The organism is Clostridium amazonense (genome assembly GCF_056431285.1).
This window is the reverse complement of the sequence record NZ_JBWKMH010000031.1, coordinates 359,126-382,593: the sequence shown is the minus strand read 5'-3', so window position 1 is coordinate 382,593 and position 23,468 is coordinate 359,126. Positions and strand designations below refer to the sequence as shown.

The following is a 23,468-nucleotide window of genomic DNA, read 5'->3' as shown; positions in this document are numbered from 1 at the left end:
TTTTATATTAAATCAATAGGATATCTTATTAATAAGTTATTTATATAATATTCCTTATATTTTTCCTTATTTCTATATGAACCTCCTAGTATTTTAAAAACTCCTAATAGATCTAATTTCCCATATCCAATCTCTTCATTTGGATAATTATCTACTCCTTCTCTTTTAGCACCATATACTAGAATACTTCTTAATTTAGCTGAATAGAGACCTGTATAATTTCTATCAACTACTCCCCATTGAGTTAAAAGGCAGCATACTCCAACTACTATAGCCACAGCTGCTGAACTGCCACTTACTGTTGTAACTTTATTTGTAATTCCAGATATAGTAAGAATATCAATTCCTGGAGCTGCTATATCTGGATTTATTAAATAATTTGTGTTAAATCCTCGTCCCGATGATGCAATTATAGAGTTATTTATACTATTGTAATAAGAAACACTTATAATTTTTCTTCCTGTTGAAGGTACTGTTAAAGTATTATATGGATTAGACTCTAGAAATTTTGTTCCCTCTGGTAAAAGTTTTTTATCAGGTAACCATATATCATATCTTCCATTTGTAATATACTCTCCTCTTAGTTGAAATTTCCATATTCCCTCTTTTATATTTAAAAAATTCACAAAAAATACTTGATGCCCAGTAAAATTTTCTGGATCGTATCCTTGTACCTCAACATGAGTATCAATTAGAAAAAAGTCTTTTTCTTCTACTGAATATATTTTAGGACTTATAAATCCACTTTCTTCGTCCGCTGGATCTATTATATTTAAGGACATTCTATCTGGTTTCTGTACCCATATATAAAAACTCAATATTTTCATCTGTTTAGTAATATTTAATTCTACAGTACTAACTTCCCCTACATTACTAATAAAATTTAATGCATGTCCTTCTGCATCACCAGTATTCCCTGTTCCACCAATAAAAGCTAGACCTGATTTACTTGCAAGTGATGTTATAAACCTTCCTGTAATGTTATATCCATCATGACTTCCATCATTAGTGCCAACTCCAATATAAATTATCATTGGCTTTCTTAATTTTTCATGCATTTTTCTTAAATATTCAATTGCTGATAAAACTTCTGTATTGTTGTATACAGGAATTTCATCATGATTATTTTCTCTCAGTATCTTCTTATAATGAGGAGCTTGTAGCAATTTTACAACCACAAAATCACAGTCATTTGCCACACCTTGCATTTGTCCATTATATCCCTTTGCTCCAATTATACCTGCCATCTTAGTTCCGTGATCTACTTCATCTACACTAGGTACTATTTCATATGGATTACCTCCATTTCTATATACATTAATTGCCCTATTTATTTCTTCATTAGAATATGTGGATCCTATATATAAGTCCTCATCTTTTTCTTGTATTGTTTGGTCCCAGATACTAACAACTCTAGATGTTCCATCTTCCCTAATAAATTCTTCGTTTAAATAATTTATCCCAGTATCTATTAATCCTACCAACACTCCTCTTCCAGTTAAATTTAAATATGGATTATTCTTTATAGTTTGTATATCATCTGAATTTGATGGATTTATATCTTGTAATACATATATGCTTCTAGACTCTATAAATATAATTGCTGGAACATCTTTTCTTAATCTATTAAGATCTTTTCCACGTACTGCTATAGCTCCTAATGTATCCGTAAAAGTATCTCCACAAGCATAATCCAACTTATTTATTTGTTCCTTAAATGAACCTCTATACTCTATTAGATAATGTTCAAGATTCTCATCTAAAAATCCACTACATTTTCTTGTATCATTCCTCATTATACCTCTCCTAAAGCTACTTCCAATTAATTATACATTTGAATTTTAAGTAATATTCATATTTTTTTTAACATTGAAATATTTGTATAATATTCATCATTTAAATTCTAAATTGCATAATATATTTTATTTTAATATTTTTCAAAATAATGTTTGACATATTGAAATTATCCTCATATAATGTTGATTAAACAATTTCTAATAAGTTAATATATAATGCAAATAAATACAATGATGAGAAGAGTAGATATAAGACGTAGTTTTAGCGAGTTGACGATGGTGAAAGGTCAATAACGAAGCTTTTATTGAAAAACATCTCGGAGTTTCTAACCCAAATCATATATTATGAGAGTAGACTTAGACGGAATCTCACCGTTAAAAGAGAAAAAGTATCAAGTTAATCTTCGTACTTTTAGAGCTGATCGTAATGATAATTTGGGTGGTATCGCGGAATTTAAACTTTCGTCCCTTTGTATAGGGATGAAGGTTTTTTTATATTTAAAAACATTACAAAAGGAGAAAAATAATGAAAGATAAAGCAAAATCTAAAGTATTAATTGTAGAAAATTACAAATCAATGTTATCCCTAAAAGAAACAGAAATTGCAATCAAACTATTAAAAAATTATTTTGAATCAGAACTTGCCAAAGAGTTAAATTTAACTAGAGTTTCAGCACCTTTATTTTTGCCTTCCGAATCTGGTCTTAATGATAAATTGAATGGATTTGAAAGACCTGTTGCATTTGATATAAAGGCTATTAATAATAGCAATTTAGAAATAGTTCAATCCTTAGCTAAATGGAAAAGACTTGCACTTCATAAGTATAAATTTGAAATTGGTGAAGGTTTATATACTGATATGAATGCAATTAGAAGAGACGAAGATTTAGATAATTTACATTCTATATATGTAGATCAATGGGATTGGGAAAAAATAATTTCTAAAGAAGATAGAAATGAACTTACTCTTAAAAATACAGTTATAAAAATATTTAATGTATTTAAATCTACAGAAACATATATATCATCTAAATATCCATCATTAGAAAAATTTCTTCCTGATGATATTACATTTATAACAACACAAGAACTTGAAGATAAATATCCAAATCTTTCACCTAAAGAAAGAGAACATGAAATATGTAGAGAAAAAAAGGCAGTATTTATCATGAAAATTGGAGATACATTATTATCTGGCGAAAAACATGATGGAAGAAGTCCTGACTATGATGATTGGACATTGAATGGAGATATTTTGTTCTATTATCCTTTATTTGATTGTTCTATTGAGTTATCTTCTATGGGAATTAGAGTTGATAAAAAAGCTCTAGAAGATCAATTGGTTAAATCTAATTGTGAAGATAGAAAAAACTTATATTTTCATAAATTATTACTTGAAGATAAACTTCCATACACCATAGGTGGTGGAATTGGTCAATCTCGAATGTGTTTACTATTTCTAAGAAAAGCTCATATTGGAGAAGTACAAGCCTCAGTTTGGGATAATAACACTTTATCAATTTGTGAAAAAAATAATATAAAGCTATTATAGTTTTTTAAAATAAAGAATGGACTATATCAAACCGTCTTATAAAAATAGTTTTGATATAGCCCAATCATTATTACTTTTAATTTATTCTTTAACAAATTCTCTTAATTTAAAACTTCCAGCTGTAAAAAATACTAATGACATTAATATAACTATTAAAGTTGGAATCACAATTTCTCCTGTGTTTATTATTTTTAAAAACCATGTAAATGGTGATATAACACTAAGATTTGTTATTACTTCTGGTACATTATTGAAAGATTCTAATTCGCTGCCAAAAATCCCTAATCCAAATGTTGCAAGTGCTAAAACAACTGTAAATAAGCTTGCAATTGTTGCATTTTTAATCCATCTTGTTACTGCTAAAACTATAGCAGTTGTTACTAAACTACTTAAAAATATAATTAATATTCCCTGTGGTATATTTACGTTTGGAGTTTTCACTAAAATTGTTACAATTAAAAATGCAATACTACTTAAAACCCCTTGTAATATAAATGATGATAAAAATAACCCACCTAAAATATCCATATCTGAATTATTTGTTGCTATAGTTCTCTTTAACACTTTTTGCTCTTTAAGTTTAATTATTTCCGTAGTAATAATTGATCCACCAATCATCATAAAGTAGCATATCATGGTTACATTAAGTTTATAGTCATCTTTATTTTGTATATTTTCATTTTCAATATTTGTAACTATCGCATTTTCACTTAATCCTTTACTAACTTCTTCTTTTGCGACACCCATTACATATTTTGAAATAATGTCTCCAGCCATAATAGCTCCAGATGTAGCTTCAGATTTGTAACATTTTATTTTAGGCATTTTATTATTTTCTATTAACTTTTGAAAATCACTATCTATAACATAAATCGCACCTACTTTATTTTCCCTAATTGAGTCTAAATGTTCCTCTATCTCTCCATCAAATGTACTCACTGTATACTCATCACTTAATTTTTGAATAAGTTCATTAGAATAACTTGATTTACTATTATCTATTACTACAATTTCTCCACTGCTTTCACCTGAACCACCAAAATTCATAATTAAAAGCATAGCAACTGGAAATATTACTGTCATCAATAACATAGATGGATTTTTCATTTGCTTTTTTATATTAATTAAGACTACCCTTATTAATTGCATACTTTTTTCACCCCACTAATCCATGCTTTTATTACTGCTAATGTATAAACTATTAGAGATATTATAATTACTATTGCTATCCATTTTCCACATCCATCTAAATTTCCACTTGCATTATATATCGAAAATGCATTGTTCAAATAATGAGTTGGAGTTAATACAGCAATTTTATTTGCTTCACCTACAAATATTTCACCACTAATTAACGGTAATGCAAATATAACACTTCCAACTATTTTTCCATACTTAGCACCAAATAGTGTTGATATTCCTTTGGCTATAGATACAACTAATATAGTTGACAATATTATTAATATACATAAATCTAAAAATTTCCCATTAAAACTTAATCCTGCAATTCTAAAAAACATTACATAAGCGGTAATTATTATAAACACATAAACTAATAATGCTGCTGTCTCATAAAAAAGATATTGTAGTCTTGTTATAGGTGCTGAAATAATTCTTTTTTCTAAGTTCATACTTATATCTGCATATCCACTTTGAATCATAGTAAATATAAGCATTGTTATTACAAATCCTATCATTGATGATGCCATTTTCTTATATGGATTATCTGTTTTTACAGCATCTATCATTACATTTTCAATAATAGCCTCGTTATCAAGGTTATCTAAAGCCTTTATATCTCCGCCTTTTATAGATACATATAGTTTTTGATGATACTTATCTAAAATCACCTTTAAAGTGTCTATTGTCATTTTCATATTATCCACTTTTTTATTAATAACTATATTACCTTTATTTAAAGATAACACATTCTCTTCATATCCCTTTTTTATTATTATCTCTGCATCTGGCTTTTCATCTACTAAATTCACAATTTCCTTAATATTATCAGTTTCTAATAAATTAACTAGCTCTTTAGACATATTACTTTTATCTTCATCAATAATTGTTATATCAACTGGTTTTAGTGTTAACGGACTTTCATGAGCCATTCCTTGAAAAAAGCCCATAAAACATGCAATTAAGATTGGAAACAAGATAAAGTATGATACGGTCACTACACCATTTGAAATCATTCCTTTAAGTGTAGTTTTTATATAATATAAAGTCTTCACACACTCATCCCCCTAGTCTCTTAAATTTTTGCCTGTTAATGCTAAAAATACATCTTCAAGTTTAACATCTTCATAGCTAATCTTTTTTATATTTACACTATCTTTTTCTAGGATTGAAAGAACATTTGCAAGTTTAAAATTGACTCCAATTGTTAACGTAATTATATTATCACTATCCAATATTTTTTCTACACCTTCAATTTTATTTAGTTCCATAACTGTATCTGCACATATATTTTGTGTTTCTATAATTATTTTATTATTAGAAAATACAGAAGCTTTAATTTCTTCTCGTTGTCCATATGCCACTTCTTTTCCTAAATCCATTATAAAAACTCTATTGCAAAGCTCCTCAATTTCCTCCATATAATGTGATGTATAAATTACTGTTGAACCCCATTCTTTACATATATTTTTTATAAATGCAAATATATAATTTCTTGATTGAGGATCTACTCCAACTGTAGGCTCATCTAGAATTAAAACTTTAGGGTGATGTAAAATAGCCACTGCTATATTTAATCTTCTTTTCATTCCGCCTGAAAATTTCTTTACCTTTTTCTTTTTGGTGTCCTCAAGTCCAGTTACTTTAAGAGCTTCAGCTATTCTTTCTTTTAAAAGTTTTCCACTTAAACCATACAAGGCACCGAAAAACTCTAAATTATCATAAGCTGTAAGTTCTTCCATTAATGCTAAATCTTGAGGAACATATCCTATAAACTCCTTTGCTTTAATAGGTTCCTTTAAAATATCGTATCCACATATTTTAATAGTTCCACTATCTGGCACTAAAAGACTTGTCATTATATTTATTAATGTTGATTTTCCTGCACCATTTGGACCTATAAATCCAAATATTTCACCTTCATTTACACTATAACTTACATTATCTAAAACTAATTTATCATTAAACCTTTTAGTTACATTTTTTACTTCTACAATACTCATAATAAAAATTCCCCCTTAGAACTTTCTTTAACAATATAATACAATTTTTAGTACTATATAAATACAACTGAAGGTCACTACATAAATGACTTAAGTCACAAAAAAATAATAAGCTATTAACCTTAGCTTATTATTTCCTCTAAAATATATTAATTTACTATTCCATTTTTAAAAGCAAAAATTGCAATTTGAGTTCTGTCTCTTAATTCTAATTTTGATAATATGTTAGTAATATTATTTTTTATTGTTCCCTCTGATAAAAATAATTCCTCTGCAATTTCTTTATTAGTTAAACCATTTGCTATGGCTTTTATTATTTTAATTTCTTTTTCTAAAAGACCATATCTTTCAATATCCTTTTTAACTTCTTTGTTTAACTCCATCATCTCTAAAGCCACATCAGGATGAACAACCATATTTCCCTTATATGCTGTTTTTATTCCTTCATATATTACATCATGTGAACTATCTTTAAGCATATATCCAAAAGCTCCATACTTTAATGCTTCCTTAATGTATTCTTTATCTTTAAAAGTAGTCAAAATTATAACTTTTATCTTTGAAAATTGCTCTTTAATAAGCCTTGTTCCCATAACCCCAGTGCATTCTTTCATTCTTATATCCATTAAAACTACATCTACATCAATAGTTTTACAACATTCTAATGCTTTATATCCATTTTCAGCAGTTCCTACCACTTCAATATCATCAAATATTGAAAGCATCATTTTTAATCCATCTCTAATTAATTGTTCATCATCTACAATTAAAACTTTAATCTTATTCATATTATACCTCCAGTTCTTTAGGTACTATAACTTTAATAAAAAATCCATTTTTTCTACTAGATTTCATTTCAACTATTCCATCTAGTTCATCAATTCTTTCTTTTATACTTTTTAGACCTATTCCACTTTCTACTATCTTATCTGTTCCTTCACCGTTATCATTAAATGACATTATAAATTCTTCTAAAGTAAAATTCATAATGACTTTTACTTGTGTTGCTTTACCATGCTTTAAAGAATTTGATAAAACCTCTTGGGTAATTCTATATAAATGACCTACTTGTTTAGTTGATAAATTCCAATCTCCTTTTGATACAATAACCTTAACTTCCACACCAGACATTCGTTCAAAATTCTTGCATACATCTTGTAATCTTAAAACTCCACTATAATTCTCATATTCATCAGATTTTAACTCTTTAACAGCTTTTTTTACATCCTGAAAACTTTCATTAATAAATATTCTCAAGTTCTTTACCATATCTTTAATTGGATTATTTTCTTTATCTAAAATTGCTTCCATTGCAGATAATTGAATCATTGCAGTTGATAATGTATGACCTACACTGTCATGAATCTCCCTTGAAATTCTATTTCTCTCTTTTAATAAAGTAAATTCTTCAATTGATTCTATATATCCTTCCAGCTCTTTATTTACTTCTATAAGCTTTTCATCTGATACTTTAAGTTTATCATATAGACTTTGTGCCTTTAATTTTGTACTATAAAGTCTTGATATAAAATTTAAAAGAATAAAAAATATTATAAGTAAAACACTTGTAATAATTCTTTCTTCTACATTTTTATTAAACACAGGATTTATTCCTAGTATTAAAACTGTTCCAGCAAATAAATACTTTAATACACTATTTTTCACTGTAAATATGTCTATTGAAATACCTATCAAATAAAAAATAATACTACATCCAAAAGTTAATTTTCCTATACACACTGCTGCTAATTCAATTACTATAGATAAATAAAACATTCTTTCTCTATTTATATGAAATATTCTTAAATGATTATTTATAATAAACAATAAAATAAATACAATACTCAAAACACTATAATTTCCTTCTTTTACAAACATCTCAATTACTAATATAACAAATGAAATATATCTTATTAATAACAACTCTTTGCTTTTTACCATAATATCCTCCTATAGGGTTCCAAGTTTAAATTTAAAATACCATTTTTATCAAATGATACTAACTATATCACATTTTATTCTATTATCATGTTTGGAACCAATTAAAAATTAACAGTTATCAATTAACAATGATGGTTAATATTATTCACTTCGTTCTTAATATTTACAAATACAAGTTAATAAAAACTAAGTTTTTATATAATCTTTAATTAATTTGCTTTGCAAATTATTATAAAAATCGATTTTTAAAAACTGATACTTCAGTTTTATCCTACATTGTTAATTGTTAATCGTTAATTGTTAATTTCTATATAATAATTTAGTTATTTCTTTTTCAACTGAAACATGAATAACTTAAAATTTAAATTTGTATTCCTATATACATTTAATATTAAATTCTATAAAATTGCCAGTATATTTTTGTTAAAGATTATAATCTATACATAATAAAAAACGTCGCTAATTTAATATTAGCGACGTTCTAATTTTTTATCTTACACTATATTTTTTATATTATTTTGTAGCTTCTTTAGCTGCTGGAAGTATTACTTCAACCTCTGAATGTGGTCTTGGTATTACGTGAACTGATACTAATTCTCCAACACGTTGTGCAGCAGCAGCTCCAGCATCTGTAGCAGCTTTAACAGCTCCAACATCTCCTCTAACCATAACAGTTACAAGTCCGCCTCCAACATATTCTTTTCCTATTAAATATACATTTGCAGCTTTAACCATAGCATCTGCTGCCTCTATTGATCCTACTAATCCTTTTGTTTCTATCATTCCTAATGCATCGTATTTCATTTTAAAATCCTCCTAAAATTATGTTTTTTTTATATTATTTTTAATTACTCACTATTTGTTTTTATTATTTTACTATAACTATTTTTGATCTTGAATTAATGCCCATTGCATTAGCTTCTTCAATATCTAGATGACATTCAAGTTTTGAAGTATCATTTGCTCTAATAGCTACATTGCTATACACTCCACCTCTTAGATCATCACATTTTATTGAAACTATGTCACCATCACAAACACCTAAATTTTTAGCATCTTCTGATGTCATATGTATGTGTCTTTGTGCTACTACTAAACCTTCTTCTATTTGTACTGAACCTTTTGGTCCAACTATTGTAACTCCAGATGTATTACTTAAGTCACCAGATAATCTTACATGTTGAACTGCTCCAAGTTTGATGCAATCTCCCATTAATACTTCAACTTGAGTTTTACTTCTTGTTGGTCCAAGAATTCTAATTTTTTCAATTGCACCTTTAGGTCCACAAATTGTTACAGTTTCCTTGCATGCATATTGTCCTGGTTGAGATAAATCCTTAAGTTTTGTAAGGCTATAATCTTTTCCAAAAAGAACATCCATGTCTTTTTGTGAAAGGTGAACATGTCTATTTGAAATACCTACTGGAATACCACTGGCATCCTCTTGTATTGCACTTTTGTTTTCTTTATCTTTAACAGCTTCTAATAAAAGCTTTAATAGTACTTCACAATTATCCATTAGTTATTTCCTTTCATAGCTCCTATTATTTGATTAACTAAATCTACAAGTTCTTCATTTTTTTCAGTTTTATCACAGCATCCTGTGCAATTATTTGAATTATCAACTGAACCAGTAACTTTGTTTAACATTTCTGCTGCTGCCGCAATTTGAGCTGGGCTCATATTCATAAATTGATTTTGAACACCATGACAGTTTTCTGCAGTTTTTATAGTGTTAAAAGTTGAATCATTTGATGCTAATGTTGCACAATCTTTTAAACCATATGCAACTCTTTTTTTGTTTATAAGGTGTTCTGGAGTAACATTTTCTGATACTGAACTTCCACCCCAAGTTCCACAACCTAAAGTAAATGCTGGTTTAAGACCTGTGCTTCCACCAGTTCCTCCTTGTGTTCCACCAGTATTGATAAGAATACGAGAAGCTGGTAATTTAGAGAATTCCATAACTATATTTCTATCTTCAGTATGTATGCTCATTGTATGACCAATTCCATTTTGAAGTAATTTATAACTTAATTCATATGCTTCATTACAATCTTTTACTGTATAGAATCCAAGAACTGTAGTAAGTTTTTCAAATGATAGTGGATTTCCTTCTCCAACTCCATTTTGTTTACCTATAAGTACTTTTGTTCCAACTGGAATTGTAATTCCTGCTGCTGATGCTATAACTTGAGGGCTTCTTCCAACAAATTTAGCATTCATAGCATGTCCATTTTTGAATAATAATTGACATACTTTATTAGTTTCCTCTTCACTCATGAAGTATCCACCTTGTTTTTTAAATTCTGCAACAACCATATCATGATTACATTCTTCACATACTATTGATTGCTCTGAAGCACAAATTGTACCATTATCAAATGTCTTACTTGCCATGATATTTCTAACAGCTTTTTCTACATTAGCAGTTTTTTCAATATATGCTGGTGAGTTTCCTGCTCCAACACCTATTGCTGGTTTTCCTGCACTATAAGCAGCTTTAACCATACCTGGACCACCAGTAGCAATTATTATTGCAACTTCACTACATTTCATTAATTCATTTGTAGCTCCTATTGTTGGAGTTTTAACACATCCAATAATGTTTTCTGGAGCACCTGCTTCTACAGCTGCATTAAGCATTAATTCAGCTGCTTTAATTGTACATTTTGCAGCAGATGGGTGTGGTGAAAACACTATAGCATTACGAGATTTTATAGCTATCATAGCTTTATAAATAGCTGTAGATGTTGGGTTTGTTGAAGGTACTATTCCCATAACTAAACCAACTGGTTCAGCAATTTCTATAATTCCATTAGCTTTATCTTCTCCAATTATTCCTATAGTTTTCATGTCTTTCATTGAATCATATAAAATAGTAGCTGCTAAATGATTTTTGAAAGTTTTATCTTCAACTTTACCAAATCCAGTTTCCTCAACTGCCATTTCTGCTAAACAATGAGCATGCTCTTCTGCAACTCTAACCATATTTTTTAATATTTTATCGATTTGTTCTTCAGTGTAAGTAGCAATTTTATTAGCTGCTGCTTTACCAAGCTTTGCAATATTTCTTGCTTCTTGTATTGAATATAGATCCTTATCAAAGTTTTCCATAGTATTTCATTCCTTTCTTAACTTTAAACTATTAATTTTTCTCATAATATGCTTTAAATTTTGCAATAAGCAGTTTTTTATCTGCTTTTGAAACAGTTCTACCTTTAATTACAAAATCTTCATATTCACGAGCTAAATTTCTAAGTTTAACAACCTTCAATTTAGATAAAGTTGAAATAGCTTTTTCTAACCCTTCCATATTCACTAAGTTATCTACATCTTGTTTATGCATTCCTTGTGAATTGTTTTTAGGTAGTTTATTTAAATCATCATTGAAGTTCTCTTCATTTTCTTCTAGAATTTCTTCATTATCTAATTCTTCCTCAGATTCTTTTTCATCTTCTAAAATACTTGTATTATTATCTTCATTTTCTTCTTCAATTGTTACTTCATTTTCTTCAACTTCATTTTTAGTTGTATTTCCAACTATACATTCTAGTTCTTCATGTGGTCTTGGAATTACATGTTCTGAAATCAAGAATTCTTCATTTATTTGTTTTACGGAAGCACTTCCTGCTTCTATAGCTGCTTTTACTGCACCTACATCCCCTGTAATTACAATAGTAACAAGTCCACCACCTACATAAGTTTTTTCAATAATTTTTACATCTGCAGACTTTGTCATTGCATCAGCAGCTTCTATAGCTGTAACTAGTCCTCTTGTTTCTATTAGCCCAATTGCTTGCATAGATTTATCCTCCTAGCCTTTTATAAAAGATCAGCCCAATTTGCTGGATATGTAGCATAGAATAATCTTGCTTTATCCGGTGAACCCCAAACTACTTTAGATCCTGATGGTACAAATAATACATCACCCTTATGTGCTGTATATGTTTTTCCATTTATTTCAACAGTTAGAGTTCCTTCAATGACATAATCAATTTCTTCATAAGTTAATTCCCATTCAAATTTTGAATCTTCAATGATTAAGAATCCAGCACTCATCTTTGATTCTTCTTTGCTTACTAACTCTTGAAAATATACTCTTGCATCTTTATTTCCAGTATCAAACACATCCATTTTAACAGTGTTTCCTCTGACAACCTTAAGTCCATTTTCATCACATTCAGCATCAAATAAAGCATTTTTAGGTTTTAAGCATTCTATAAGTTCTTGTAAAATACCTTTTTCCATCATAGCCTTAAATAACTTCATTAACATTTCGCTATCTATATTTTCTAGGTTTGATGTTTCTTTTTTTTCTGTGCTTTGCACTTCTTCTTTTAAATCTTCTGTAGTAAACACTATTTGATTATTTACTGCAAGCTCTTTTGCTGCTGGTGTAATTATTTCACTACCATCTATAAGAAATGCCTTTTTCCCATTTACTATTAATGTTTCAATATCTTTTGCACAAATTAATTTCTTCACGTTTTCACATCCCATCAAATTAATTATGGTAATTTCAATTATGGTAAATTTAAATTTTATTTAATCATTGGAGAGTTATGAAATTTTAAAATATAAATTTACACTAATTCGTTTCATTATTCTAAACTGCAATCATTATCAATTATTCCAACTACAACTGCGTCTACTGGAATATCTGAACTTCCTAACATCTTACGTCCTGCCGAACCCGTACTTACTATAACTCTATCCCCAATACCTGCACTCATAATGTCAGCAACAATAATTCTACGTCCTTTACCCGTTCCACTAATTTCTTCAGCAAGCATAAATTTTAGTCCATTAAGTGACTCTGCTTTTCTCGTAGCCCATACATTGTCAATAAGCCTTGCCATTATCATCTTATTTTCCCTCTTTCATTCTTTGCTTGATTTCTTTTATTGCAGATTCAACTGATGATGTGTCACCAAAAATGCCAAGTAAAACCATATGCTGAGGACATGTCCCCTTAATATCTTCAACAGTGACTCCTGCAGCTTTTTCAGCAATATCTATAGCATAAATCATATCAATAAGCTTTCCTTGAACAAGTCCTATTGCATCAATACTATCTAAATCTACTTTGCAATTTACACCTATTCTTTTTTTAAGAATGTCTTTTGCTCCATTTGAAGGTGATTTTATAATTCTAAAATCCACTTTTAAACACCATCCTTAATTATTCAATAATATCTTGTGTACAACTTAGTGCTATTCCAAGTGGTGTAACAAACATAGGATTCTTAGGCTTATGTGTATATACTCCCGTTTTCTTTTCAATAATTTCTTCAATTCCTTTCAAACAACAGGTACCACCTACTAAAGAAATTTCTTTAACATCATATCCATTAATATTGCTATTAATTATTGATGCTACTTTTTCAACTACCGGTCTTAGTAATGGTAAAATTTCATTATGGTTTTTATTATCTCTTTTAAATTCATCTGCCTCTTTAAAACTTATTTTATATGCACCTGAAAGAACTAAAGAAAAATGAGTACCGCCTGTTGGTTCATCAACAACATGAACAACTTTTCCATCTTTTAAAATTGATATTCCTGTTGTTCCTCCTCCTATATCTACAACTGCACCATTTTCAATGTTTAGTACAGCATTTGCAGCAGTAGGTTCATCTAATAGACATGTAAGTTCAAATCCAGCTGCTTGAACTACATTTTTTATAGCACCAGAATCTAAGGCGTCTGTTCCTGGTGGAATTGCAGCAGCTGCATAAAGAAGTTCTGTGTTTAACTTTTCTTCAATCTCTTTTTTTAGTTCCCTAACAATATTTACAGCTCCTATATAATCAACAACCATACCATCACGAACTACATCTGCATATCTATATGCACCTGCAACTGGTTTATAGTTTTCATCTAAAACTGCTAATACTACACATGCGGTTCCTAAATCTACCCCTGTATAATAAACTGAAGATTTTTTAGTTATTGGTTTTTTTATAACTTCTTCAAATTTTTGAACTAACTCATCACACTGTGCGAAGTTTACTCTTTCCTTTGACATTGTTTTCCTCCTACTGCTGAACAAATCAATTGAGATAGTGAATTAATTATTGCATTCATATTCTCTAAAATCTTATCTTTCAAATCATCATTTTTATAGTTCTCTATAAATTCAAACTGCAACTCTTGTAACTCACATCTAAGTGTGTGCATTTTTAAGATTATGTTGCTATTTTTAAGTTGCATATGAAATTCTGTTATTTCAAAACAATCATCAATTTCTGTTGTAAAATTTTTAGAATTAATTCCTGTACATTCTCTACAATTAAGTACCATCAAAATTCCTTTTCCACTTACAACATTTCTGATATTGGATATTTTTTTTCTTATTTCTATAATATTTTGTGCTAAAAAAACATCCTCTTTTAATACTTCACTACTAGTAACAAGACATAGCGCTTCTATTGATTTTAATTTGTAGCAAAGTTTCTTATTTAAATTAAAACCTAATTCTACCTTCTCAACTTTTTTTTCTATTTCTGGTTTCTTTTCTTCAAAGTTGTTTTCATCTGTCTTTGAACTATTTTTGTTCACTTTAAAATTTGTCTTATTTTCATTTAAAACATTTCCAGTGATTTTTATTCTTTTATCAGATAAATATTGAGCTCCTCCAGGTGTAAGACGCTGTCCTTCTTCTAATTCGTAGGTATCAAAAGGCTTTTTTCTATATATATTTCTCAAATATTCTTCGGTAATAAATTTTATTTTTGCCATTTACTCCTCACCTTTTTCTAATAAATACTTTTTCAAAGCATCAATCCCTATTCCCATTTCACAACTAATATGAAAATATGGTTCTTCTACACCTATATCTTTTAGCATCCTAATACAATTTTCTTTGTTTTGAGATGCTAAGTCACATTTTGTTATAACTCCAATCACTGGACATCTAAAACACTTTGCAAATCCATAGGAATATATTTCCGTTGAGTTAGACTGATCAACCAATATAAGCACATGAGATGCATCTTGTGCTAATGCAATTATGTGTTCATACATCCATGCATTATCTATATAAGCTCCTGGAACATCAATAGTATTTTTACCATATTTAATTTCTTGTGTTATCCTAACTGGACCCTCATAATCATTTAATATATTTACTAATGTAGTTTTTCCACATTTTGAAGGACCAATTACCATTATGCGCTTTTTCTTCATGTTCTTGTTATAATAGCTGGCGTAAATCCTAGCATATCCCTTAAAGTATCATTTACTGTGTTTAGTGCTGTTTCAACACTTTGAACATCTCCATTTATTACAACAGAACCTGTAAAACGATCAAGAAATCCAATTTCTACATCTGCAACCTTTGTAGCAATATCTGCTGCAATAATGGCTGTTTCAAATGGAGAAAGGGTTAAAATTCCTATTGCTCCTTTTTCATCTATTCCAAGACGTTCATATATATCAGGCATAGGTGATGCAATAACATGAGCTATGGTAATCTGCTTTCCTGGAACTGATTCCTGTATAATACGTTCAATTTTTCTATCAAGCAAATCTTCCATAAATCCTTACCTTCCATTTTCAATTTATTTTAATGACGAATTACTTCTACTGGTAAATCGTAGTTTTTTATCCATCCTTCGATTTTATCTAAATCCTCATCTTTTAAACTTGGATCATCTTTAACTGGATATTCCATTCCTAATTGGTTGTATTTATTTACACCCATTTTATGATAAGGTAATAAATTTACACCCTTAAAATTCTTATAATCTTTATATGGTGTTAAAAGTTCCATTACTTTTTCTATGTCTTCCTTACGGTCATTTACACCCTTTAATAATGGCATACGAATCTTAACATTATATTTAAGACGTAGAAGTTCTTGTAAATTTTCTAAAATTTGTTCATTTCTAACACCAGTTAATTCAAAATGCTTTTCAGAGTCAATATGCTTAATATCAAATAAGAATAAATCTGTGAACTCAGCAACCTTAAGTATTGTTTCAAGCTTTGTATAACCACAAGTTTCAATTGCAGTGTTTATACCTTCTTGCTGGCATGCCATTAATAAACTACATGCAGCTTCTGGCTGCATTAAAACTTCTCCACCACCTAATGTAACTCCACCACCAGACATATCATAAAAAGTTCTATCTTCTTCTACAATTTCTAAAAGTTCAGATATAGTTTTTACTTCTCCAATTATTGATATAGCAGATTTAAGACAAGCATCCTTACACTTACCACATCCGATACAATCAATATCACGATTAACTTCATGTTTTAGAGTTTCATTAGAGATAGTGTGTATTCCTACTGGGCAAGCTGAAACACATGCTCCACAGTTAACACATAAGTTGCTTTTAAACATAACTCTATGTTTTTTCATCATTCCTTCAGGGTTTGCACACCATTTACAACGAAGTGGGCATCCTTGGAAGAATATCAAAGTTCTTATTCCATCTCCATCATACATATTGTATTTTTGTATATTAAAAATTGTAGCTTTTCTCTCAATTACACCTAAATTTGTATTACTCATTTTATTCATTCTCCAGTTCCATTTATCGTGATCTTTAATTAATATCCTCTAATGAACCCTGTAATCTATAGCATTCTATAGATTACAGACTTCATAAAATTTAATTTATATAAATTTAAGGTTTAACTTTAATTAAAAGTGTGTAAGCATAGTTCTACTTATAATTTCATCTTGAACATCTTTACATAACTCAACGAAGAATGCACTATATCCAGCAACACGTACAATTAAGTCACGATATTGATCTGGGTGTTTTTGTGCTTCTATTAATGTTTGGTTATCTAAGTAGTTAAATTGTACTTCTCCTAATTGAAGAGCACATGCACTACGTAATAAAGTAATGATTCCTTGCTCTCCTTCTTTTGTATCAAGAAGTCCAGATATTAATTTAAAGTTGTGAACCATACCTATGTTCATATCTTCACAAGACATTTTAGAAACAGATTTTATTATAGATGTTGGTCCTTTATAGTCTGCTCCTTGTGATGGACTTATACCATCTGATAATGGCATCCATGCTCTACGTCCATTTGCTGTTGCTCCAGTCATTTGTCCGAATGGAGTGTTGTTTGAAATTGATAGAGTACCATGACTAAGAACTGAGTATAATGTTTTATACTTACGGTGTTCTTTTTCTGTAAAGTTGATTAAGTCAGCAGCAATATAATCTGCATAGTCATCATCATTACCGTACTTAGGTGCTTCTAAGCAATCTTTTCTTAATTTTTCATATCCAACAAAGTCAGCTTTTAATGCTTCATTCATTTCTTGTAAAGTATATTTTTTCTCTTCAAATACTAATTTCTTTATAGCTGCCATAGAATCTGTGTAAGTAGCAAGTCCGCTCCATACTACTCCTGGTCCGAAGTTGTACATAGCTCCACCAGCTTCTACACCTTTACCATTTTCCATACAACCTTCATACATCATAGACATAAGTGGTTTTGGTGCAAGATCTCTGTGAACACGTTGAGAAATTACAGTAGCAACACTTGTCCATTTTGTTATAAATTTGATTTGCTCTTTAACAGCAGCTTCAAATTGCTCGTATGTTTTAAATTGATCTAAATCTCCCATATTAGGGCATACTTGCTTACCATACCATAGTGGCACACCATTGTTTAAAACAAGTTCTATACATATTGGCCATTGAGTATATCCTGTAGAAGTCCATTGATATAATCTACCTGATTTTTGTGGCTCAACACATCCCATTAAGCAATAATCTCTTGCATCTTCTATTGAAACACCTTTTGCTAACATCATTTTTATATGAACATCATCAAAGTGACATGCTGGGAATCCCATACCTGCACGGATAACTTCAACTATCTTTTTAAGATACTTTTGTGGTGATGCTTTGTGTATACGACATGCTAAAGTTGGTTGATATACTTTAACGTGACGAACTGCATCCATTAAAAGATATGTTAATTCGTTTGTAGCGTCACGACCTTCTCTAGTAACACCACCTAAGCACATGTTAACGAATGGTTGGTAACCTGCAAAGAATTTAGATGCAGCTTCGCTTGTTAACCACATCATTTCAGACATTTTTATAAGCATACAACCTGCTAATTCAAATGCCTCAAAATCATTCATACGACCTGATTCAATATCATTTTTGTAGAATTCATACATATATTGGTCAACACGTCCTATAGACATACCTGTTTGGTTTTCTTCAACTACAAGTAATGATTCTATAGTCCAAACTGCTTGGATTGCTTCCCAGAAAGTAGTTGGTCTATGAGCTGGAACTTTAGCATTTACTTCAGATATTTTTAAAAGTTCAGCTTTACGCTTAGGGTTAGTTTCTTTTGCAGCTAATTCAGCAGCATAGTCTGACATACGTTTAGCATATATCATAACACCTTCTGCAGTATCTATTAATGATTTATAGAAGTAGATTTTCTCTATATCTTCTGGTTTTTCATAACTAAGATTTGCTAATTTTTCTTCTGCTTCTTTTATTATGTCAAGCATTCCTTTTTTCATTAATATAACGTCATATCCTGGGTTAGAGTCTCCTCCACCATTTAATGCGTGATATGAACAATCTGAAACAAAAGATTCTCCTGAAAGTTCCCATACTCCTGCTTCACGATATTGGCTTTCACAATACTCATCAACTGATTTTCCTTGCCAATATGGGAATATTTCTTCACGTAATATTTGCTTATCTTCTTCAGCTAAATAGAATGGGTCTTGTGGTCTTGTTCCTATTGTATCGATTTCTTCTTCTAGCCATCTCCAAGATATCTCAGGAGAAAATGCTCCTGCACGAGGTTTTCCGTTTGGTGCACCAACGATAAGTTCGTTATCTTGAATTACTAATGGTGCTGTTTCACAACAATATTTAAAACATTTACCACGTAAAATCGCCTTAGGCATTCCAGGATTTTCTTTTACCATTTTAGTTATAGCTCTTGCACGGTGAATTGTTATTGATGGTACCTGCTTTAAATAAGTCTCTTTTAATTTAACTAAACGCTCTGTTATTCCATCTGGTATTTCACCATTATTTTCACATACAACATTTGCAGTTGCTGGTCCTTCCTTAACTATATCTTTAGAAACTTTTTTAAACATCTCCATTAAATTTGCACGTTCCTCATCAGACATGTTTTTAGTAGCTTCCATAAACTTATTTGAGAATTCACGAATATCCACTGTCATTACCTCACATTCTTTAATTTATTTTTTTGTAGATAAAATATGTTTTTTATTCTAATTCAGATATAATCTTCTTTAATATTTCTTCTAATAATTTTGTATTACTTGTTTCATTTGTTTTGGGTTTATTTAATACTGGGTATGGATTGTTATCATTTCTGTTGATTTCTTTTTTTAATTCATCAACATTTCTAACTCCATATCCAATTTTACGTACATATATTAAATTCATTGGTGATACATTATCTGAAGTCATACCCTGACCTGCAGAACCACTTCCCAAAGTCATTGACGGAAATAAATTAGTAGTAGCTCCCATGCTTCCAAAAGTTCCCGAAGTATTAACAAGTACTCTTCCTACTGGTTTTTTCAGAGCAAATTGTCTAATAACCTCTTCATCTTGTGAATGTATAATTAGTGTATGACCATTTCTTTCACTTAGTAATAACTCTATACATTTTTCACAAGCATGCATCCAGTCATTTTCTATATAAAATGCTAATACTGGACAAAGTTTTTCTCTTGAATAAGGATTTTCCTTATATACAAATTTTTGTTCTGAAATAAGTACCTTTGTGTCTTTTGGAACATTAAATCCAGCTTTATTAGCTAAAAACACTGGAGGTTTACCAATTAATTCAGCATCTGGACTGCCATCTCTGTAAAAAAATATGTTTCCAAGCTTTTCAGACTCTTCATTTGTCATAAAGTATCCACCATTTCTTTGAATTTCTTCTTTTACTTCTGATACAATCAAACTATCAACAACAATAGATTGTTCTGCTGCAGATACAACACCATAATCAAAGCTTTTGCTATCGATTATTGACTTAACAGCTTCTTCTATATTAGCTGTACGTTCTATAAATGCTGGTCCATTTCCATTTCCACCATAAATCACTGGTTTCTTAGATTTATAAGCTGACTCTAACATTTCTGGAACTCCAGTATTCATTATTAAAGCTGTATCTTTGTGATTCATAAGTTCTAATGCACCACTAGTCATTACTGTATGTAAATAAGCTATTGCTCCTTCTGGAAGTCCAACCCCTTCTGCTGCTCTAATTAAAATATCAAGTGTTCTTGATATAGTGTTTTTAGCTCTTGGATGAGGTGAAAATATAACTGCATTTCCTGATTTAATTGCTATTAGGGCTTTATATATTGTAGTTGATACAGGACTTGTTGCTGGACAAAAGGCTATTATAACACCCATTGGAACCCCAACATCTTTAGTCTTACTATCTTCATCTTCATTGATAATTCCTACATATTTTTGACCCTTAAGTCTATTTTTTAGATACTTACATACAAAATGATTCTTTACATATTTGTCTTCACAATTTCCATACTCTGTCTCATCACTAGACATTTTTGCAAGTTCTTTTAAATATTTTTCAATTTCTTCAGCCATACGCTCAACTATTTCATCAAGCTTTTCCTGTGGAAATGTTGCCAATTTTTTTTGTGCCTCTCTGGCATTTTCAACAAGAATCCTCGCTTCTTGCATGGAAAGTAAGTCATTGTCAATAATGTTCATTTTTCTCACCCTCCTTCCCCTTGAAAAATTCTATATTTTCTATTCTGGTATAAGAGTTGTTATCTCATAACGTTTTATTATCTTCTCTATGTCTTTATGTGGTCTTGGAATAACCATTGAACTATAAAGGTTTGCACCTTCCATTCCTTCAACAGCTGCAATTCCAGCATCTACAGCTGCTTTGCATGCTCCAACATCTCCACGAACTAAAACTGTTATATATCCTGATGCAACATTTGCATATCCTTCAAGTTCTACATTAGATGCCTTGCACATAGCATCAGCTGCCTCTAGAGCAAAAACTAAACCAAAAGTTTCAACTAATCCTAAAGCTTCATATCTCGCCATATGTAAATCAAATCCTTTCTACTTTTTATAGGTCAATATCGTGTACTGAAACGATATCTCCAACTGGTCTAATAGGACGTGGCATAACATTATGTGCTGTTAATGTTCCAACTTCAGCTGCTGCTCTAGCACCAGCTTCAACTGCTGATTTAACTGCCCCAACATCCCCTTTTACCATAACTGTTACAAGTGTAGATCCTACATTTTCATATGAAATTAGCTCAACATTTGCAGCTTTTAACATTTGATCTGCCGCATGAAGTGCTGGAACTAATCCTATTGTCTCTACAAGCCCTAATGCCTCATTTCCGTAATATCTCATAAATGACTCCTCCATTTTAGTTTTATTCATAATACTTTTAAAAAGTAAGTGATTTATGTTTTTATTGTGACTTTATGATATTTAAAATTATTTTTATTGTAAATTTAAATTTATTGCGATAATTCATAATTTTACAAATATTGTATACGCATTACATATTTATATAGAAATCTTTTTAACTCCATTGTTAATTTATCTTTTTATATAAATATCTATTTTAATCTCTAATATATTTATTTATTGTATCTATTCCATCTTGATTAGCATGGTAATAAACTCTTAATTCTTTATTACTATCTAAATCAAATTTTGTTTCTTCAATAAGACCATTTGCTTCTGCTGTCATTAATGCATTAATAACTGCTTTTTTATTTAAAGCTTTAAAGCTACCATACTCTCCCTTTAATGCTTCTATAACATCTTCTGCACATGATTCTTTAACTTTAGTAAAGTGCTTTAAAATTGCATAATTCAGTGGTTTCATCTATTTAAACCTCCTCTTTCTTTCTAAATAAATCAAGTGGATTCATAGATATTGTAAGAATACCAAACATCATTATTACTGCTCCAATCCAAGCAACTGAAGGTAATGACCATCCATCCATTCCACCATATACTCCTAATACTAATAAGCAGAATAATGGTCCAAAGAAAGAATATGTTCCATTACATGCAGTTCCAAGACTTGCTCCACACATACTATTTCCAGCATACCATGCCATAAATGTCATGAATGATAATAAACCACTTAAAGCGAACCAAATCATTGCAGGTGCACTAGTAAATGCTTGTACAGCTAAATCAACTGAAATATTTACTCCACCAGCCATAACTCCGATAATTGGAACTAATATAAATAAGTTTGCTATTCCTGATGTCACTTGACGTATACAAATACCGATTTCTGGGTCAATCATTGCTGAACCATATCCAGCTACGCAACCTTCAAATCCCCATCCAAGTGCTGCTACTATAGCTATTAAAATACCGATTACTGTATTTTTTGATACTCCACCAGCAAATCCTGTACTACCAATTAAAAAACTTGCAAATACACATATTATAATACCTACTGTCATACGCTTACTTACTTCTTGTTTGTATAAAATTTTACCTAATATTGCTGCTATTGCAGGACAAAGTGCTGATATTGGAACAACTATTGATCCAGCCATTTGAAGTGCTATAACATATGCAGTTCCAGCTATTGGTCCTCCAATAAGTGCTGCTACTATCATAATGTGTCCTGGTTTTGTATTAACACATCTTAGGAAATCTTTAAACTTTCCTTTTACACCTGCATATCCAAGTGCCCAAATAGCACTACAAGTATCGTTTATTGCATTTCCTAACGCTGCAAGTAAATATGCTACAACAAATGCTGATAAACCTGCTGTGTTGGCACCATACCAATCACCCCAAACACCTTTTGTCATACCCATTGTTAGAAAAGCTGTGTATAATCCATAAGCAAGTCCTGAAAATAATGCTAGAGATATACCTTTTTTGAAAAAACTACTAGTTAATTTCTTTTTTGCAGCAACTGCTTCTGAATTTACTGCTCTTGAAACTTCACACATAAAATAA

Annotated in this window: 25 protein-coding genes and 1 other annotated feature; of the genes, 1 reads left to right on the top strand and 24 read right to left on the bottom strand. The window is 30.0% G+C overall.

The window, feature by feature from the left end; genetic code table 11:
* Positions 1 to 2: 2 nt before the first annotated feature.
* A complete protein-coding gene (locus tag AC07E4_RS13990; RefSeq protein ID WP_478216714.1) occupies positions 3 to 1,796 on the bottom strand; it encodes a S8 family peptidase in 1,794 nt (597 codons plus the stop codon).
* A 222-nt stretch (positions 1,797 to 2,018) separates the two neighbouring features.
* Positions 2,019 to 2,269 (top strand) — a binding site (T-box leader).
* A gap of 53 nt (positions 2,270 to 2,322) precedes the next feature.
* On the opposite strand from AC07E4_RS13990, the gene asnA reads away from it, so the two are divergent.
* Positions 2,323 to 3,348 carry an aspartate--ammonia ligase gene (gene asnA, locus AC07E4_RS13985; protein ID WP_430830370.1) on the top strand — a complete coding sequence of 342 codons (1,026 nt, stop codon included), beginning with the start codon at positions 2,323 to 2,325 and terminating at the stop codon, positions 3,346 to 3,348.
* An 81-nt stretch (positions 3,349 to 3,429) separates the two neighbouring features.
* Here asnA and AC07E4_RS13980 read toward each other — a convergent pair whose 3' ends face one another.
* The 23 genes from AC07E4_RS13980 to AC07E4_RS13870 form a co-directional block, all read right to left on the bottom strand.
* The gene (locus tag AC07E4_RS13980) at positions 3,430 to 4,497 is read right to left on the bottom strand and encodes an ABC transporter permease (protein ID WP_478216713.1); all 1,068 of its coding nucleotides are present in this window, start codon (positions 4,495 to 4,497) and stop codon (positions 3,430 to 3,432) included.
* A complete protein-coding gene (locus tag AC07E4_RS13975; protein ID WP_040328320.1) occupies positions 4,488 to 5,582 on the bottom strand; it encodes an ABC transporter permease in 1,095 nt (364 codons plus the stop codon). Before AC07E4_RS13975 ends, AC07E4_RS13980 begins: the two co-directional genes overlap by 10 nt.
* 12 nt (positions 5,583 to 5,594) lie before the next feature.
* Positions 5,595 to 6,530 (bottom strand): ABC transporter ATP-binding protein, encoded by a 936-nt coding sequence (locus tag AC07E4_RS13970; protein WP_478216712.1) that lies wholly within the window; start codon positions 6,528 to 6,530, stop codon positions 5,595 to 5,597.
* Between the two features lie 149 nt (positions 6,531 to 6,679).
* Entirely contained in the window at positions 6,680 to 7,318 is a 639-nt protein-coding gene (locus AC07E4_RS13965) for a response regulator transcription factor (protein WP_040328317.1), read from the bottom strand.
* Position 7,319: 1 nt separating this feature from the next.
* On the bottom strand, positions 7,320 to 8,471 hold the full coding sequence (locus AC07E4_RS13960; protein WP_478216711.1) for a sensor histidine kinase: 1,152 nt from the start codon (positions 8,469 to 8,471) through the stop codon (positions 7,320 to 7,322).
* 513 nt (positions 8,472 to 8,984) lie between these two features.
* Positions 8,985 to 9,275, bottom strand: coding sequence for an ethanolamine utilization microcompartment protein EutM (eutM, locus tag AC07E4_RS13955; RefSeq protein WP_040329035.1), 291 nt, complete (start codon positions 9,273 to 9,275; stop codon positions 8,985 to 8,987).
* 64 nt (positions 9,276 to 9,339) lie between these two features.
* Positions 9,340 to 9,990 (bottom strand): phosphate propanoyltransferase, encoded by a 651-nt coding sequence (locus AC07E4_RS13950; protein WP_040329036.1) that lies wholly within the window; start codon positions 9,988 to 9,990, stop codon positions 9,340 to 9,342.
* Entirely contained in the window at positions 9,990 to 11,588 is a 1,599-nt protein-coding gene (locus AC07E4_RS13945; RefSeq protein WP_040329037.1) for an acetaldehyde dehydrogenase (acetylating), read from the bottom strand. The genes AC07E4_RS13950 and AC07E4_RS13945 overlap by 1 nt, the downstream gene beginning before the upstream one ends.
* A 31-nt stretch (positions 11,589 to 11,619) precedes the next feature.
* Positions 11,620 to 12,276 (bottom strand): BMC domain-containing protein, encoded by a 657-nt coding sequence (locus tag AC07E4_RS13940; RefSeq protein WP_040329038.1) that lies wholly within the window; start codon positions 12,274 to 12,276, stop codon positions 11,620 to 11,622.
* A 20-nt stretch (positions 12,277 to 12,296) separates the two neighbouring features.
* Entirely contained in the window at positions 12,297 to 12,959 is a 663-nt protein-coding gene (locus AC07E4_RS13935; protein WP_040329040.1) for a cupin domain-containing protein, read from the bottom strand.
* A gap of 116 nt (positions 12,960 to 13,075) precedes the next feature.
* The gene (locus AC07E4_RS13930; RefSeq protein WP_040329042.1) at positions 13,076 to 13,339 is read right to left on the bottom strand and encodes a EutN/CcmL family microcompartment protein; all 264 of its coding nucleotides are present in this window, start codon (positions 13,337 to 13,339) and stop codon (positions 13,076 to 13,078) included.
* Between the two features lies 1 nt (position 13,340).
* Positions 13,341 to 13,637 carry a BMC domain-containing protein gene (locus AC07E4_RS13925; protein WP_040329043.1) on the bottom strand — a complete coding sequence of 99 codons (297 nt, stop codon included), beginning with the start codon at positions 13,635 to 13,637 and terminating at the stop codon, positions 13,341 to 13,343.
* Between the two features lie 19 nt (positions 13,638 to 13,656).
* Positions 13,657 to 14,502: an ethanolamine utilization protein EutJ gene (gene eutJ, locus AC07E4_RS13920; protein ID WP_040329045.1), complete on the bottom strand. Its 846-nt coding sequence runs from the start codon at positions 14,500 to 14,502 to the stop codon at positions 13,657 to 13,659.
* Positions 14,484 to 15,215: an ATP--cob(I)alamin adenosyltransferase gene (locus tag AC07E4_RS13915; RefSeq protein ID WP_040329046.1), complete on the bottom strand. Its 732-nt coding sequence runs from the start codon at positions 15,213 to 15,215 to the stop codon at positions 14,484 to 14,486. The genes eutJ and AC07E4_RS13915 overlap by 19 nt, the downstream gene beginning before the upstream one ends.
* A complete protein-coding gene (locus AC07E4_RS13910) occupies positions 15,216 to 15,662 on the bottom strand; it encodes a EutP/PduV family microcompartment system protein (RefSeq protein WP_040329047.1) in 447 nt (148 codons plus the stop codon).
* A complete protein-coding gene (locus AC07E4_RS13905) occupies positions 15,659 to 16,012 on the bottom strand; it encodes a BMC domain-containing protein (protein ID WP_040329048.1) in 354 nt (117 codons plus the stop codon). The genes AC07E4_RS13910 and AC07E4_RS13905 overlap by 4 nt, the downstream gene beginning before the upstream one ends.
* 29 nt (positions 16,013 to 16,041) lie before the next feature.
* On the bottom strand, positions 16,042 to 16,995 hold the full coding sequence (cutD, locus tag AC07E4_RS13900; RefSeq protein ID WP_040329049.1) for a choline TMA-lyase-activating enzyme: 954 nt from the start codon (positions 16,993 to 16,995) through the stop codon (positions 16,042 to 16,044).
* Between the two features lie 132 nt (positions 16,996 to 17,127).
* On the bottom strand, positions 17,128 to 19,668 hold the full coding sequence (cutC, locus tag AC07E4_RS13895) for a choline trimethylamine-lyase (protein ID WP_478216710.1): 2,541 nt from the start codon (positions 19,666 to 19,668) through the stop codon (positions 17,128 to 17,130).
* A 52-nt stretch (positions 19,669 to 19,720) separates the two neighbouring features.
* On the bottom strand, positions 19,721 to 21,211 hold the full coding sequence (locus AC07E4_RS13890) for an aldehyde dehydrogenase family protein (RefSeq protein ID WP_051540381.1): 1,491 nt from the start codon (positions 21,209 to 21,211) through the stop codon (positions 19,721 to 19,723).
* A gap of 39 nt (positions 21,212 to 21,250) precedes the next feature.
* Positions 21,251 to 21,559, bottom strand: coding sequence for a BMC domain-containing protein (locus AC07E4_RS13885; RefSeq protein WP_478216709.1), 309 nt, complete (start codon positions 21,557 to 21,559; stop codon positions 21,251 to 21,253).
* 25 nt (positions 21,560 to 21,584) lie between these two features.
* Complete coding sequence (locus AC07E4_RS13880; RefSeq protein WP_040329052.1) at positions 21,585 to 21,881, bottom strand: BMC domain-containing protein; 297 nt, start codon at positions 21,879 to 21,881, stop codon at positions 21,585 to 21,587.
* Positions 21,882 to 22,098: 217 nt separating this feature from the next.
* Positions 22,099 to 22,365 (bottom strand): hypothetical protein, encoded by a 267-nt coding sequence (locus AC07E4_RS13875; protein ID WP_430830731.1) that lies wholly within the window; start codon positions 22,363 to 22,365, stop codon positions 22,099 to 22,101.
* A 4-nt stretch (positions 22,366 to 22,369) separates the two neighbouring features.
* Positions 22,370 to 23,461: a hypothetical protein gene (locus AC07E4_RS13870; RefSeq protein ID WP_430830732.1), complete on the bottom strand. Its 1,092-nt coding sequence runs from the start codon at positions 23,459 to 23,461 to the stop codon at positions 22,370 to 22,372.
* Positions 23,462 to 23,468 lie beyond the last annotated feature (7 nt).